Below are 14,244 nucleotides of genomic sequence, written 5' to 3' on the forward strand. Positions count from 1 at the left end.
CCTGTCGGAATCTCCGGCAGGGCGTTTTGCATGGGGCGCGCAAGCGCTCAGCGTTTCAAGAGCTCTGGGCGCTCAACGCCTCAGGGCGCGTTGACGTCGACGGCCAGATGGCTCAGCGACTGGCGCTTCTTGATCATGCCGCGTTCGAACAGGAAGTCCTCGAAGTCACGATAGCGGCCTGCATCCAGCGCGGCAGGACGCAGCGCGAAGCGCGGCAGGGTGGCGTACCAGGCTTCCTTGTTGAGCTCGGTATCCAGTGCCGGGTCGGAGTCGCGGAACATCTCCCAGCCCTGGTCAGGATGGTTGATGATCCAGGCGGTGGCTTCGCCGACGGCGGCGAGGAAGCCTGCGTACTGTGCCTGCTTGCGCTCGTAGCTGTCGCTGTTGGCGACGAAGATCAGCTCGTCATAGGTCGGCACGCCTTCTTCCTCGATGTAGAAGGCGCGGCCCTTGACGCCTTCCTGGGCCATCTGGGCCAGCTCGAAGTTGCGGAAGGCGCCGGTGACGGCATCGACCTTGCGCGTCAGCAGTGACGGCGTCAGCGAGAAGTTGACGTTGATCAGCGTGATGTCATCCAGCGTCAGGCCGCTGTGCTGCAGCATGGTGGAGAGCAGCACTTCCTCGACACCGCCCACCGAGTAGCCGACCCGCTTGCCCTTGAGGTCGGCGACCGACTGGATGTCGCTATCGGCGCGCACCACCACCACATTCAGCGGCGTGGCGACCAGGGTGCCGATACGCACCAGCGGCAGGCCCTGATCGATCTGCAGGTGCAGCTGCGGCTGATAGCTGATGGCGATGTCGACGCGCTCGGCGGCGGCCAGCTTGGGCGGCACGCTCGGATCGGCGGGGGCGATCAGCTCGACATCAAGGCCGTGCTTCTTGAACAGACCCAGCTCCTGCGCCAGCACCAGCGGGGCGTGGCCGGGGTTGGTGTACCAGTCGAGCATGACCTTGAACTGCGTCAGCGGCTGCTCGGCGGTGGCGGCGTCCTTGGTAGCGTCATTGGCGGCGCCCTTCGAGTCACCATCAGCGTTCTGTTCGTCGCTGGCGGCTGGCGGGGCATCCGCGGCCGGTTCAGCACCGTTCTTGGCCTGCTCAGCGGCGCCGGCGGTCGCTTCCACGGCTTCCTGGCTTGCCACCGGCGCCGAGGCGGCCGAGTCGGCCGAGTCGCCGTTCACTCCGACCTCGGCCTGTTGAGCGACGATTTCCGGGGCTGACTGGGTGCTGGTGGCGGGTTCTGCGTCGGCGGCGTGGGCCGACATGGCGGTGGCTGGCAGGCTGCTCAGGCACAGCGTGGTCAGCAGGGTGGCGAAGGCGGTGGACAGCAGCGAGGCACGCGGTGAACGTGTCGGCTGCGCTTTGCGCCGTGGCGCCGATGACGAAAGAGACATGGCGGAGTTCCTTGTGATCACAGGGTAGTGGTGCTGCCGTTCGTGGGCGGCAGTCGTCAGGCTCATGCAATTTGTGTCGAGCGTCGTTGCGTCTTTCGGTTACGCGATCTTGCGGTCTTGCGGTAGTTACTCGAAGCCCAGGCGTGTCAGCTCAGATGTGTCAGCCGGTCGCGATGCCAAGGCATCAGGACGCGCAGCAGCGCATCCAGCGAGAAATAGAGCAGCAGGGAGAAGGCGACCAGCACCAGCAGGGCGGCGAACATCAGATCGATCTCCATGCGCGCGTTGGCGTTGAGCATCAGATAGCCCAGCCCCTGACTGGCACCGGCCCATTCCCCGATGACGGCGCCGATGGGGGCAGCGGTCGCGGCCATGCGTATGCCGGAGGCCAGTGCCGGCAGCGCGGCGGGCAGCTGGATGTGGATCAGTCGGCGCCATGGGCTGGCACCCAGGGTATGGGCAAGATCCAGCCAGCCCTGCTGGGTCTGACGCAGGCCGTCGTAGCCGGTAGAGGCGACCGGGAAGTAGATGATCAGTGTCGCCATCACCACCTTGGACAGCATGTCATAGCCGAGCCACAGCACCAGCAGCGGCGCGATCGCGAACAGCGGTATCACCTGGCTGATCAGCAGCATCGGCAGCAGGGTGCGGCGCAGGCGGGGAATGAAGGCCAACGCCAGCGCGGTGGCAAGGCCGAGCAGAATGCCCAGCACCAGCCCGGCCAGTATCTCGCTGATGGTGACGCCAGCGTGATGGGCCAGCAACGGCGCCTTCTGGATCAGCACCTCGAGCACGGCCTGCGGCGTGGGCAGAATGTAGGGCGGTACGGCGGTAACGGCAATGATCAGCTGCCAAAGCCCCAGCAGGAGCAGCGCGCTGATGACGAGGTGACGCATGGCGTGCAGACGTTTCATGCGGCCTCCTCGCTATCACGCAGGCGGGCTATCAGTTGCGCCTGCGCCGGTGGCAGGGCCGGGTCATCCAGCGGCACCGGGCGTGCGGCGCCAAGCCCTGGCAGGCGTTCCAGCTCGGCGCCGTGGCCCGGGAGGCTCGAGGGGCGCAGCACCAGCAGCTGATCGGCGAGGCGCAATGCCTCAAGCGGATCATGGGTCACCATCAGGACGGTGCGGCCCTTGAGCAGGCGGCTGGCCAGATCATGCAGCTCCAGACGGGTGATGGCATCCACCGCCGAGAACGGCTCGTCCATCATCACGACCGGCGCCTGCTGGTAGAGCGTGCGGGCGAGGGCGACGCGCTGGCGCTGACCGCCGGAGAGGGCGTCCGGCCAGGCCTGCTCACGGCCCTCAAGCCCGACCGCGGCCAGCAGTTCATGAGCGAGTTCGCGATTGCGCGGCCGCCGGCGCAGGTCATCGCCCAGCCACAGGTTGTCGATGACGCGCCGCCACGGCAGCAGCAGGTCCTGCTGCGCCATCCAGGCCACGCGGTCGGTCAGCGGCTGACCGTCATCGGTGACGAGGTCGAGCTGGTGGAGGTCTGACATTTCCAGACCGGCCAGCAGGCGCAGCAGCGAACTCTTGCCGCAGCCGGAGCGCCCCAGCAGTGCCGTCCAGCTACCGGCCTCCAGACGCGCGGAAATATCGCGGAACAGCGTGTGGCCGGCGTAATCGATTCGTGCGTTGTTGAGGGTGAGTCCCAGCGACACAGGCAATTCCGTGGTCAGGCGGCGTGCCGGCAGGAGGAAGCAGGTGACGCGCCATGCAGGGCACGCGTCGGGGATTCCCTCCGCCGGTATCAACCGGATCAGGTTCCAGGGGTTGTCGCGCGACGTATCGCTGCGGCTCTCAGCCCATCCTCGGGCACCCCCATCCAGGCCGACAGTGTAACGTCACTGTCTTGCCGGTGTCTTGTCCGACGCGGGTCAGGGGGCGGGTCAGGTGGGCAGAGCAGAGGTGGCGTGCGAAACGGACTATGCCGATGTGCCACGCCTTGGGTATGCTGAGGATTACTGTAACAAGACGTGTAGCCCAAGGAGATCATCATGCCCGACACACCGGATCTCTCGACCTGTTCCAGTTATCCCGTTCCCCCACGGCGGCCGAGCACGGCTGAGGCCATGGGCGAGCCGCGCCCCGTGCCCAGGGGCTGGCCCGAGGAGTCACTGACCCGCCGGCTCTCGACCTATCTGGGTCAACCGCTCGAGCCGTTGGCACTCGCCTGGCCGGATAGCGCCAACTGGCTATGGCGCCAGCGTGGCGGCACGCCCGGCCTCATCAAGCTGGCGCGCACCGGCCCAGACCATGACCCCTTCTGGCGCGCCATGCGCGGGGTCTTCGGCGCCGATCGCTGGGCGACGCCGGAGGGGCTGACGCGACTGGCGGGCGCCTTGCCCGCGCGTCTGCCGATTCCGCCACTGCCCCTGACCTTTCTCGGGCGCCTCGATGGCGCGCCCATCTGGCACCTGCCGTGGTCCAGCGGGCAGCCGAGTGATCTCAGCATCACCTTCTGTGAGCTGCTGGGCGACCAGCTCGGTCGCCTGCATCAGGATACGGTGTCGGGCTTCGGTCAGCCGCTGGCGCAGCCGATGCCGCTATTGCACTGGAATACCCGCGTCACGCGCTTTCTCGCCCATCACCCGCGTCGCGCGGAGCTTGGCGCGCTGCTCAAGCGCACCTTCCCGGCACCGACTCGCGCGGTGTGGTGTCTGCCGGACATGCGCGCCGATCAATATCTGTGCGCCGCCACTGGCTGGGTATGGAGCGATTGGGAAGCGCTGGTGTGGGCACCGATCGAGTTCGACTGGGCGCTGGTGGAGTTGCTGCTGGAAACGCCGGAGCAGCGTCAGGCCTTCATGAAGGGCTATTCGCGCCATGGGCGCATGATCGATCTCGATGGCCAGCGTGAGCTGTGTCGTGCGCTGCTGTGGGCGATGGAGGCCTTCGGTCCGCGGTCCTATGCTGAGCTTGCGGCAGCCCCAGCCTGGGTCTCGCCGCGCAGCCTGGCGTGAAATCCGCGTGCTGCACGCTGCAAGTACATGAAAGGTGTGAAATTTCTCTGCAGCCCCATCGCTGACATGGAATACTGTGGGTGAGTCGTCGTGGACGTCACTCGAGATCTGATGTAGGGCTTGGCGGGGGAGCACTCGTGGTAGAGAACCTGAATTATTATTTCTTGCTGGCAGGCACGCTGATCGCCTTGAGCGTGTTGGCCAGCCGCGTCTCGGCGCGTCTTGGCATGCCGCTGCTACTGCTGTTCCTCGGCCTTGGCATGCTGGCGGGTGAAGATGGCGTGCTGGGCATCCAGTTCGACGATGCCTCATCCGCTTACATGATCGGCAACCTGGCGCTGGCGCTCATCCTGCTCGACGGCGGCCTGCGCACGCGGCTGTCCACGTTTCGTGCCGGCCTGAAACCGGCACTGGTGCTGGCCACCGTCGGGGTCTTCATGACCAGCGGCCTGGTGGGCCTTCTGGCCATGTGGCTGTTTGACCTCACCCTGATCGAAGGCCTGCTGGTCGGGGCCATCGTCGGCTCCACCGATGCCGCGGCGGTCTTCTCGCTGCTGGGCGGCCAGGGTGTCCACCTCAATGAGCGTGTCGGTGCGACGCTGGAAATCGAGTCTGGCACCAACGACCCGATGGCGATCTTCCTGACCATCACGCTGGCCGAGATCCTGACCGGTCAGCTCTCCGGCGTCGCGTCGGGCATCATGAGCTTCCTGCTGCAGTTCGGTGTCGGCGCCGCCATGGGGATCGCCGGTGGCTGGCTGATCGCCCGTCTGATGCGCTATCTGGACCTCGCGCCCGGCCTCTATTCGCTGCTGGCGCTGGCGCTGGGCCTGAGCCTGTTTGCCACCACCAACGAGATGGGCGGCAGCGGTTTCCTCGCCATCTATCTGTGCGGTCTGATGATCGGCAATCACCCCGGCCGGCATCTGGAGCACATCCTGCCGGTGCATGATGGCCTGGCGCACCTCTCGCAGATCGTGCTGTTCCTGATGCTGGGCCTTCTGGTCTCGCCCTCGACCATGCTGCAGTTCGCGCTGCCGGCCGCCATCCTCAGCGTGGCGCTGATTCTGGTGGTGCGCCCGCTGGCGGTCATCCTGTGTCTCAAGCCGTTCTTCCGCTTCCGCTGGCGTGAGTTGTGGTTCATCAGCTGGGTCGGGTTGCGAGGGGCGGTGCCGATCGTGCTGGCGATCTTCCCGGTGATCACCGGGGTCGAGAATGCCGGTCTCTACTTCAATGTCGCCTTCTTCGTGGTCATCATCTCGCTGCTGGTGCAGGGCTCGTCGCTGGCGCCGATGGCCCGCAAGCTGCGGGTGGTGGTGCCGCCGGGCGCACAGCCCAGTCGCCGCAACCTGCTCGGTATCATGCCGGTCAATGACTACGAGATGCTGGTCTATCGCGTCGACAACACGGCGCTGGAAGGCGTGGCGCTGCGCATGCTGCGCTTCCCGTCGGGGGCCAAGGTCGGGGCGCTGTTCCGCAACAAGGTGTTGATCCACCCCAAGGGCAGCACCTGTCTGCATCAGCAGGATGTGCTGTGCGTGGTGGGGCGCTCGTGTGATGTGCCGAGCCTCAATCGCATGTTCAATGGCGAGAGTCTGCAGCACGAGCAACGTGCCTTCTTCGGGACCTTCACGCTGGAAGGCGATGCCAACATGCAGGATATCGCCGATGTCTACGGCTTGACGCTCTCCCAGGGCGAGCACCACCTGACCATCGCCGAATTCATTACCCGGCGAGTCGGCGGGGTGCCGGTGGTCGGCGACGATGTCGACTGGCATGGCATCCACTGGGTGGTGAACGAGGTGGAAGGCAATCGCATCACCAAGGTCGGCCTGCGACTGCACTGAGCCTGAATCTGTGTCAGGACCTGCGCCTACGCTTCACACACTACGACGCCCCCATTGCACTGCGTGTAATGGGGGCGTCGTGTTTGGACTCATCAATATCGTATTCTGTTGATGTCAGGCCAATTTGTCCGTGACAGCGCCTGGCCACCGATTGTGGCCAGCGACAAGGAGGTGACTACATGGCCAGCCCACATCCTCATCTCGCGGGCTTTCTGCGACGATTCGAGCAATTCCCGCCCGGACTCACGGCGGATGAGAAGACCTTTCATGCCACCTTCAACGTGGTCTACGTGCTGGCGGTCAGCTGCCATCTGCTCTACGCCATCCTGCTGTTATGGCTGGGCGAGATGGGCATTCTGGCGCTGAATCTGGCGATGCTGATCGTCGATCTGGTCTGCCTGCAGCTGCACCGTGCTCGCCGTGAAGCCCTGGCGGCCACGCTGATGGCGCTGGGCACCTGCGCGCAGATCAGTTTCTCGTTGCGCTATTTCGGCTCGGAGGCCGGGTTCGACTACTTCTACTTCGGCGCCTTGCTGTGCATCTACTCGATCCGCATGTCGTTCATGCGGCGCGTTCTTCTGTGCGCCGCCTGCCTGAGCATGCCGCTGCTGGCCTACATCATCCTGATGCTGGAAGGGCCGACCAATCCGCTGCCCGCCGGCTGGATGCTGGCATTTCGCATCATCAATCTGGGCGTCTTGACCATCTTCTTCACGCTGGTGCTGGTGCAGATGGGCTGGTCGGTGGAGCGCCTGCAGCAGCGTTTCGAGACGGGAGGGCGCTTCGATGCGCTGACCGGCGCCCTGAGTCGCGCCGAGCTGGTCGACAGCGGGCGTGGCATGTTGATCAACAACGGGGCGCTGAGCGTGATGATGGTGGATGTCGACCATCTGGCGCTGATCAACGAGACCTGGGGTCGCCAGGCCGGCGATCAGGTGCTCAAGGAGCTGGTGCGGCGCATGCGCAGCATCCTGCGCGGGGAGGACCTGGTCGGGCGCTATGGCGGCGAGGAGTTCGTGCTGTTATGCCCGGGGCTGCATGGCGAGCGCGTCGATCAGGTGGCAGAGCGCCTGTGCAAGGGCGCCTCGGCATTGCCGTTTGTCATCAATGACGGCCTCAACAGTCTGGATGTCAATCTGTCGATCGGTGTCGCCCAGCGCCAGTCCGGCGACAAGGACCTGGAAGGCCTGATCGCCAAGGCTGACGTCAATCTGTTCCGCGCCAAGCAGGACGGCGGCAATGGCTTCGTCAGTGACACCCAGCTGGGCCCCGTGGGTGGGCCGGGCATCGCCGCCATCAATTGAGCGCAATTCACTGCGCGCAGAGTTTTGTGCACAGAGGTTTGCGCATAGAGATTTGCGAACAAAGCTTGGTATACAACCCAGCACGCCCCCGGAGAATGACATTCCTGTCTCCGGGGGCGTGCGTGTGTCAGGGCGTTATCAGGTCTGCGCGAGGGGGGCATCAGGCTTGCCCTGAGAGGTGTCAGCGGCGGTTGGGCTGGCGACGACGGCTCTTGCTTGCGGACTTGGGGGCGTAGTCGCTGTTCGAGGCCGGTACCGCGAGCTTGGGCGCAAAGCCTTCCACGACTTCGCGTGTCACGAAATAGCCCAGATGCTGCTCGATGGCGCACAAGTTGCGGAAGTCATCACGCGAGACCAGCGAGATGGCTTCACCGCTGGCTCCGGCGCGACCGGTACGCCCGATGCGGTGGACATAATCCTCGGCGGCGTCCGGCAGGTCGTAGTTGACCACGCGTTGCAGGTCATCGATGTCGATGCCCCGCGCGGCAACGCCAGTGGCCACGAGATACTTGATGGTGCCGGCCTTGAAGTCGGCCAGCAGCTGCTCGCGCATTGCCTGGCTGCGACCGCTGTGGAAGGACTCGGCGGCGATGTCACGCTTCTCCAGCTGACTCACCAGCTTGGCGGCGCCACGCTTGGTCTCGATGAAGATCAGCGCCTGCTGCCACTGCTTCTCGTGAATCAGATGGCTCAGAAGGGCAGACTTGAACTCCTTGTCGACCGTGATCAGATACTGGCTGATATCCGGCGCGGTGACGTTCTCCGGTGCGACCATGATCTCGACGGCGTCCGTCACTGCGGTCTTGGCGAGCACACGCACCTGGGCCGAGAGCGTGGCCGAGAACAGCAGGTTCTGGCGCTCCCTGGGCAGTTTCTCGACGATCTTGTTGATGTCGGCGATGAAGCCCATGTCGAGCATGCGGTCCGCTTCGTCGATGACGAGGGTGCGTGTCTCGTCGAGATGGATTGCGCGGCGGGTCAGCATGTCCAGCAGGCGGCCGGGCGTCGCCACCAGGATGTCCACGCCCTCGATCAGACGCTGTTGCTGGGGTTCGATCTCCACGCCGCCATACATCGCCATGGAGCTGACTTCCAGATACCTGGAGTAGTGCTGGATGTTGTCTTCGACCTGAATCGCCAGCTCCCGCGTCGGCGTCAGGATGACGGCATGTACGCGCTTGGCGCGTACCTTGGGCGCCTGCTGCAGGGTCTGCAGGATGGGCAGCACGAAGCTTGCCGTCTTGCCGGTACCCGTCTGGGCGGCGGCGATCAGGTTGTCACCGGCCAGCACGACGGGGATTGCCTTCTCCTGGATGGGAGTCGGGGTCTGGTAGCCTTGCTCGGTGACGGCCTTGACGATGGAATCGCTCAAACCAAGGGCAGAAAATGGCATGGTGTCTCGACTTGTCTAAAGGGGGAGGGGCAAGCGCACATTCTGCGGCAAGGAATGTCTGGCGCAGTGATGCTCACTGTAGCCGAAAGTCCGCTGACGGCCCGGCGCATCATTGGCCATCGCTGCTCAGGCAGGGTAGCGAAGTGGCGGCGATGGGCGCTGCGCGGCAACAATGAAAAAGCCCCGCCTACCTGAAGTAGACGGGGCTTTCGGAATTCAAGGTGGTGGAGGGACAGGGATTCGAACCCTGGGTAGGCTATTAACCTACGCCGGTTTTCAAGACCGGTGCATTCAACCGCTCTGCCATCCCTCCGACTCACGGAGCGAAATACTACCGAACCTGATGAGAATAGCAAGGGGTAGGCGAAGAAAAGTCTTCGGAAAAGCCATCGCTGACAATCACTTGCAGCAGGATGGCGCCGGGGTGAGGCCGCCGGAGCCGCCTGCTGGCACCAGACCATGAATCAGGTCATGTGTCAGGCCACGAAAAAGCCCCGTCTACCTGAGGTAGACGGGGCTTTCGGAATCAAGGTGGTGGAGGGACAGGGATTCGAACCCTGGGTAGGCTATTAACCTACGCCGGTTTTCAAGACCGGTGCATTCAACCGCTCTGCCATCCCTCCGACTCACGGGATGAAATACTACGGATTTTTCAGTCAGGGTCAAGGGCTTAGCGTAAATTTCCTTGTCGTTCAGATGCTTGAAAGGTCCTACATGCCACAATGGCTGCGGAGACTGACGATGTCGTTGCCTTGCACGCGCCGGATGGTTGCCTCAATAGGGCTTTTCATCGTTCTGTCTCTTGATTAGGCAAACCCCTGAGGGCATGCTGGGGTCAAATCGATGAATCCATCGTAGCAACCTGAGGATAGACACCATGGCTAACAGCTCCTGGCAGGTCTCGCAGGATACCGCGAGCCGCTCGCTCAGTACTCACAAGGTACTGCGCAACACTTACATGATGCTGGCAATGACGCTGCTGTTCTCCGCGCTGACCGCTGGCGTGGCGATGAGCATGGGCGTCGGTCGCATGAACATCTTCGTGCTGCTGATCGGTGCCTACGGCCTGATGTTCCTGGTCCACAAGACCGCGAACTCCACCGCCGGCATCTTCGCGACCTTCGCCTTCACCGGCTTCATGGGCTTCACGCTCGGCCCGGTACTGAACGCCTACCTGAGCCTGCCCAACGGCGGCCAGCTGGTGATGACCGCGCTCGGCATGACCGGCATCACCTTCGCCGGCCTGTCCGCGGTGGCACTGGTGACGCGCAAGGACTTCTCGTTCCTGAGCAACTTCCTGTTCGCCGGCGCCATCGTGCTGATTCTGGCGATGCTGGCAGCGATGATCTTCAACATCAGTGGCTTGGCACTGGCTGTCTCCGCCGGCTTCGTGCTGTTCGCCTCCGCGGCGATCCTGTTCGAGACCAGCCAGATCATCCACGGCGGGCAGACCAACTACCTGCTGGCGACGGTGAGCCTGTACGTCTCCATCTACAACATGTTCGTCAGCCTGCTGGCCCTGCTGGGCTTCGCTTCCGACGATTGATCGTCAAGCGAAGGAACATGAGACCTGCAAACGACCCCGCCTCGGCGGGGTCGTTTGCGTTCGGGTGTCAGGTGGCGTGACACGCGCTAGAATGGCGCCCATTCATGAGCAGTCACACGAGGTTCGCATGCGTTATGCTCTGGCCGTCTACGGCGGCCCCTACAGCCAGCAGGCCAGCCATTCGGCGCTGCGCTTTGCCGATGCCCTGCTGGCGCGCGGCCATCAGTTGACCACGGTGTTCTTCTATCACGACGGCGTCTACAACGCCGCCAACATGATGGCGCCGCCCCAGGACGAGCCGCATCTGCGCGATCGCTGGCTGTCGCTTGCCGAGAATCACGCCACCCGCCTGCAGGTGTGTGTCGCGGCGGGCCTGAGACGCGGCATGCTCGATGAGCGCGAAGCGGCGCGGCATGGCAAGCAGGGGCATACCCTCGAGGCGCCGTTCGAGCTGACGGGGCTGGGCCAGCTGGTCGAGGCGACGCTGGACAATGACCACCTGATCACCTTTGCATGACGTCATTTCTTGTCGTCACTGATGATGTCACTTATCGAGTGAGGAGCAGACCATGAGCGATGTGATGACGGCAGTCCCAGCAGGCGATGACGCCGGGATAGCCGCCGGTGATCTGCTGGTCATGCTGCGCCATGGCCCGCATGGCAGCAGCTGGCTGCGCGAGGGGCTGGAGGCGGCGATGGTCGCGGCGGCCTTCGGGCGCGAGGTCGGGCTGTTGTTCACCGGCGATGGCGTGATGGCGCTGCTGGAAGGGCAGCAGGTCGGGCCGCTGGGGCAGAAGGGCAGTGACAACCTGCTGGCGGCGCTTGAGATGTATGACGTCGAGCGCTGCTACGTCGATGCGGCGGCGCTGCGCGCACGGGGCCTGACAGCGCAGGATGTCACGCTGTTGCCGGTCACGCTGCTCGAGCACGACGAGGTGGTCGCGCTGACCACCGCGTTCTCGCGCGTGCTGAGCTTCTGACACGTCACTGCCGCGAACGCTGGCGACTGATATGCTCGCATCAGTTTCCTGATGCCATGTCATTGATATCTCTTGATTGATGGCCAGTGGCAGTCCCAGCTTCCCCTGCCTGGATAATTGCATGAATCTACATCTACTCAATCGTTCGCCATTCTCCAGCCGCATCCATGATGATGTGCTCAATGCCATGGGCCCGGAAGACCAGCTGCTGTTGATCGAGGATGGCGTCAATGGCGCCCTCGACAACGCCGAGCAGCACCTTGCCGGGCTTGAGGGGCGGCTGTTCGCGTTGCGCGAAGACCTCGAGTCCCGCGGCCTGCTGGGGCGCTGCGCGGAGAACGTCATCGTGGTCGACGTCGACGGTTTCGTCGCCTTGACCGAGGCCGCCGACAAGACCGTCAGCTGGTTCTGAGGCGCCAGGCGCTTCTCCCTTTCAATTTTCATGCAAGACAGTGAATCAGGATCTGTATGGCCAGTAGTGAAGCGGTGCGCACACTGACGCTTGATGGGCGTGATATCGGACTGGATGCGGAAGGCTATCTGGTCGATCTGGATGACTGGAGCCCGGCGCTGGCGGAAATGCTGGCCGCCGAGGAGGGGCGTGAACTGACGCCGGAGCACTGGGAGGTGATCGAGGTGTTGCGCGACTTCTATCAGCGCTTCTCGCTCTCGCCGGCCATGCGCCCGCTGAGCAAGGCGATGACCCAGCGGTTTGGCCCCGACAAGGGCCGCTCGCTGCATCTGATGCGGCTGTTCCCGGACAGCCCGCCCAAGGTGGGCGCGCGCATCGCCGGGCTGCCCAAGCCGACCAACTGTCTGTGACGGTCAGCCGCATGCATGAGATGCCTTGCCCGTCGTGGTGCGCTGCGCTCAACGCGCAAGACCCGGCAGGGATGGCGACGTACAGCGTTGTCTGCGTTACTATTCGTCACAGCGTTGCGGTGTCGGCCAGGAGGCCGATGCTGCTTCAGGTCCCGCGACATGGTCGCAAGGGCATTTGAATTCAGGCGGACAAGAGTCGACTTGCATGGGAAGAGCATTCCAGAACCGTAAAGAATCAATGGCGCGTACCTCTCTCAACAAGGCACGCGTGTATTCACGTTACGGGCGCGAGATTTACGTCTCGGCCAAGAGCGGTGGCCTCGACCCCAACGGCAACCTGAGCCTGCGTCGTCTCATCGAGAAGGCCAAGAAGGACCAGGTGCCGACTCACGTCATCGACAAGGCGATCGACAAGGCCAAGGGCGCGGGCGGCGAAGACTTCGCTCTGGCGCGCTATGAAGGCTTTGGTCCGGGCAACGTCATGGTCATCGTTGATTGTCTGACCGACAACAACAACCGCACCTTCGGCGAAGTCCGCACCTGCTTCAACAAGGGCAAGGGCAAGCTGGGCGCGCAGGGTTCGGTGTCGCACATGTTCGACCACCGCGCCATCCTGGCCTTCAAGGGCGCGGAAGAGGACGAGGAAAAGGTCCTGGAAGCGCTGATGGAAGCCGACGTCGATGTCAGTGACATCGAGCTCGACGAAGGCATCATCACGGTTCTCGCGCCGACGACCGAGTACTTCAAGGCCAAGGGTGCGCTGACCGACATCTACGGTGAAGACCTCGACTTCGAAGTCGATGAGATCAGCTTCATTCCGCAGATCCATACCGAAGTCGGCGGCGATGACGCCGAGCTGCTCAACAAGATGCTCGAGCTGTTGGATGATTGTGAAGACGTGCAGCAGGTCTATCACAACGGCGAGTTCGTCTAAGCCAGCGTCTTGAACGTGATGCGACTGACGGCTTCACGCTGACTGGGATGCGAATGTCAGTGTGAGAGGTCAGTCAGAGAAAAGCCCCGTCGGCATGCCGACGGGGCTTTTTCATGTCTCGACACTCTGCACGTATCGATAGTACCCGCGTCTCAGCAGTGCGCGCGCTTCAGCAATGTGCATGGTGCTGCGCTTGCGGGTCCGTCTCGCGTGGGTCCGCCATGCCCCCCTTGACGCCGTGTTTCACCAGCCAGACGTTGACGGGCCAGGCGGCGAGCAGCCCCAGACTCAGGGAAATGATCAGCGAGTTCCAGAACAGCGGCTGATGCATGCCGGCGCCGCCCGCAAGCCAGAGGTCCACGGAAATCGCCACCACTTCCATCACCACGATGGAGGCCGTCTCGCTCTTGAAGGCATCACGAATTACCTGCGGCTTGTCATCACTGCCGCCCTGCAGCATCGGGCCGACCGTCAGCAGGAAGCCGAACAGGTAAGCGAAGAGGAAGGTGATGATCGCGGTGGAGATATTGCCCATGGCCAACAGGCCCACCGCCAGGCTGACGCCGACGAATTCCCCCAGTCCGCAGCCCGAATAGCAGTGCGCGACGCTTCTCAGCCCCTTGCGGGCATCACCGTTGGCGGCGATCTGGCGACGCCCGGCGAAACGATAGACCAGCAGTCCCACCACACCGGAGTAGAGCGTGGTCAGCCCCCACACCCACTTCATCATCGGGGCCAGGTGAGCATTCTTCGTGGTCAGGTCACGCACGACCCAGATCAGCGCCGGTACCATCAGCAATAGCCAGCACAGCAGCAGGCTCCAGTGGGAAAGTGACTCACGTAATAGATCTTGCATGGTGACCTCCTGTCGAGTGGATGTCGCAGATGGCCGTGCGCCGATAGAAGTACGCTGATAGCAGTATGCTGATGGCGCGGCCCTCCTTGATAGCTGGTGGGGGCAGCGCGCCATATCAAGGGTGGCTTGTCATCGCCTGCTCGCAACCGGCCGTTGCTTCCGTCTGACAGGGTGGCAGGCGAAGGTGTGTTCTCACGCCTTGT

At 63.6% G+C, this 14,244-nt stretch carries 14 protein-coding genes, 2 tRNA genes and 1 riboswitch; of the genes, 9 read left to right on the forward strand and 7 right to left on the reverse strand.

Annotated elements, in window-relative coordinates; translation table 11 throughout:
* Positions 1-80: 80 nt before the first annotated feature.
* The 3 genes from R2R70_RS03615 to R2R70_RS03625 all read right to left on the reverse strand — a co-directional run bounded on the left by R2R70_RS03615 (position 81) and on the right by R2R70_RS03625 (position 3,057).
* Positions 81-1,394, reverse strand: a complete 1,314-nt coding sequence (locus tag R2R70_RS03615) for an ABC transporter substrate-binding protein (protein ID WP_410977276.1) — start codon at positions 1,392-1,394, stop codon at positions 81-83.
* A 146-nt stretch (positions 1,395-1,540) separates the two neighbouring features.
* A complete protein-coding gene (locus R2R70_RS03620; RefSeq protein WP_107335162.1) occupies positions 1,541-2,308 on the reverse strand; it encodes an ABC transporter permease in 768 nt (255 codons plus the stop codon).
* Positions 2,305-3,057 carry an ABC transporter ATP-binding protein gene (locus R2R70_RS03625; protein ID WP_199852366.1) on the reverse strand — a complete coding sequence of 251 codons (753 nt, stop codon included), beginning with the start codon at positions 3,055-3,057 and terminating at the stop codon, positions 2,305-2,307. The genes R2R70_RS03620 and R2R70_RS03625 overlap by 4 nt, the downstream gene beginning before the upstream one ends.
* A gap of 58 nt (positions 3,058-3,115) precedes the next feature.
* Positions 3,116-3,229: riboswitch (TPP riboswitch) on the reverse strand.
* A gap of 164 nt (positions 3,230-3,393) precedes the next feature.
* Here R2R70_RS03625 and R2R70_RS03630 point away from each other — a divergent pair.
* The 3 genes from R2R70_RS03630 to R2R70_RS03640 all read left to right on the forward strand — a co-directional run bounded on the left by R2R70_RS03630 (position 3,394) and on the right by R2R70_RS03640 (position 7,510).
* Positions 3,394-4,359 (forward strand): hypothetical protein, encoded by a 966-nt coding sequence (locus tag R2R70_RS03630; RefSeq protein ID WP_159055766.1) that lies wholly within the window; start codon positions 3,394-3,396, stop codon positions 4,357-4,359.
* Positions 4,360-4,496: 137 nt separating this feature from the next.
* Positions 4,497-6,206 carry a potassium/proton antiporter gene (locus R2R70_RS03635; protein WP_131431696.1) on the forward strand — a complete coding sequence of 570 codons (1,710 nt, stop codon included), beginning with the start codon at positions 4,497-4,499 and terminating at the stop codon, positions 6,204-6,206.
* A 179-nt stretch (positions 6,207-6,385) separates the two neighbouring features.
* Positions 6,386-7,510 carry a GGDEF domain-containing protein gene (locus R2R70_RS03640; protein ID WP_054557336.1) on the forward strand — a complete coding sequence of 375 codons (1,125 nt, stop codon included), beginning with the start codon at positions 6,386-6,388 and terminating at the stop codon, positions 7,508-7,510.
* Between the two features lie 181 nt (positions 7,511-7,691).
* On the opposite strand, the gene R2R70_RS03645 is transcribed toward R2R70_RS03640, so the two are convergent.
* From R2R70_RS03645 to R2R70_RS03655, 3 genes are all read right to left on the reverse strand, one after another.
* Positions 7,692-8,903 carry a DEAD/DEAH box helicase gene (locus R2R70_RS03645; RefSeq protein WP_410977277.1) on the reverse strand — a complete coding sequence of 404 codons (1,212 nt, stop codon included), beginning with the start codon at positions 8,901-8,903 and terminating at the stop codon, positions 7,692-7,694.
* Between the two features lie 222 nt (positions 8,904-9,125).
* Positions 9,126-9,216 (reverse strand) — tRNA-Ser (locus tag R2R70_RS03650).
* Positions 9,217-9,435: 219 nt separating this feature from the next.
* Positions 9,436-9,526, reverse strand: a tRNA-Ser gene (locus R2R70_RS03655).
* Between the two features lie 254 nt (positions 9,527-9,780).
* On the opposite strand from R2R70_RS03655, the gene R2R70_RS03660 reads away from it, so the two are divergent.
* The 6 genes from R2R70_RS03660 (at position 9,781) to R2R70_RS03685 (ending at position 13,185) form a co-directional block, all read left to right on the forward strand.
* The gene (locus R2R70_RS03660) at positions 9,781-10,449 is read left to right on the forward strand and encodes a Bax inhibitor-1/YccA family protein (protein WP_043335052.1); all 669 of its coding nucleotides are present in this window, start codon (positions 9,781-9,783) and stop codon (positions 10,447-10,449) included.
* A gap of 127 nt (positions 10,450-10,576) precedes the next feature.
* Complete coding sequence (gene tusD / locus R2R70_RS03665; RefSeq protein WP_043335054.1) at positions 10,577-10,966, forward strand: sulfurtransferase complex subunit TusD; 390 nt, start codon at positions 10,577-10,579, stop codon at positions 10,964-10,966.
* Between the two features lie 52 nt (positions 10,967-11,018).
* Entirely contained in the window at positions 11,019-11,429 is a 411-nt protein-coding gene (tusC, locus tag R2R70_RS03670; protein ID WP_410977278.1) for a sulfurtransferase complex subunit TusC, read from the forward strand.
* A gap of 121 nt (positions 11,430-11,550) precedes the next feature.
* Complete coding sequence (tusB, locus tag R2R70_RS03675; protein ID WP_043335056.1) at positions 11,551-11,841, forward strand: sulfurtransferase complex subunit TusB; 291 nt, start codon at positions 11,551-11,553, stop codon at positions 11,839-11,841.
* A gap of 56 nt (positions 11,842-11,897) precedes the next feature.
* Positions 11,898-12,251 carry a TusE/DsrC/DsvC family sulfur relay protein gene (locus tag R2R70_RS03680; protein WP_043335059.1) on the forward strand — a complete coding sequence of 118 codons (354 nt, stop codon included), beginning with the start codon at positions 11,898-11,900 and terminating at the stop codon, positions 12,249-12,251.
* Positions 12,252-12,456: 205 nt separating this feature from the next.
* Positions 12,457-13,185: a YebC/PmpR family DNA-binding transcriptional regulator gene (locus R2R70_RS03685; RefSeq protein WP_043335060.1), complete on the forward strand. Its 729-nt coding sequence runs from the start codon at positions 12,457-12,459 to the stop codon at positions 13,183-13,185.
* Positions 13,186-13,354: 169 nt separating this feature from the next.
* Here R2R70_RS03685 and R2R70_RS03690 read toward each other — a convergent pair whose 3' ends face one another.
* Complete coding sequence (locus R2R70_RS03690) at positions 13,355-14,041, reverse strand: DUF4396 domain-containing protein (protein ID WP_192837943.1); 687 nt, start codon at positions 14,039-14,041, stop codon at positions 13,355-13,357.
* Positions 14,042-14,244 lie beyond the last annotated feature (203 nt).

The organism is Cobetia sp. SIMBA_158 (assembly GCF_046566945.1).
In the GTDB taxonomy this organism is placed as follows: domain Bacteria; phylum Pseudomonadota; class Gammaproteobacteria; order Pseudomonadales; family Halomonadaceae; genus Cobetia; species Cobetia amphilecti.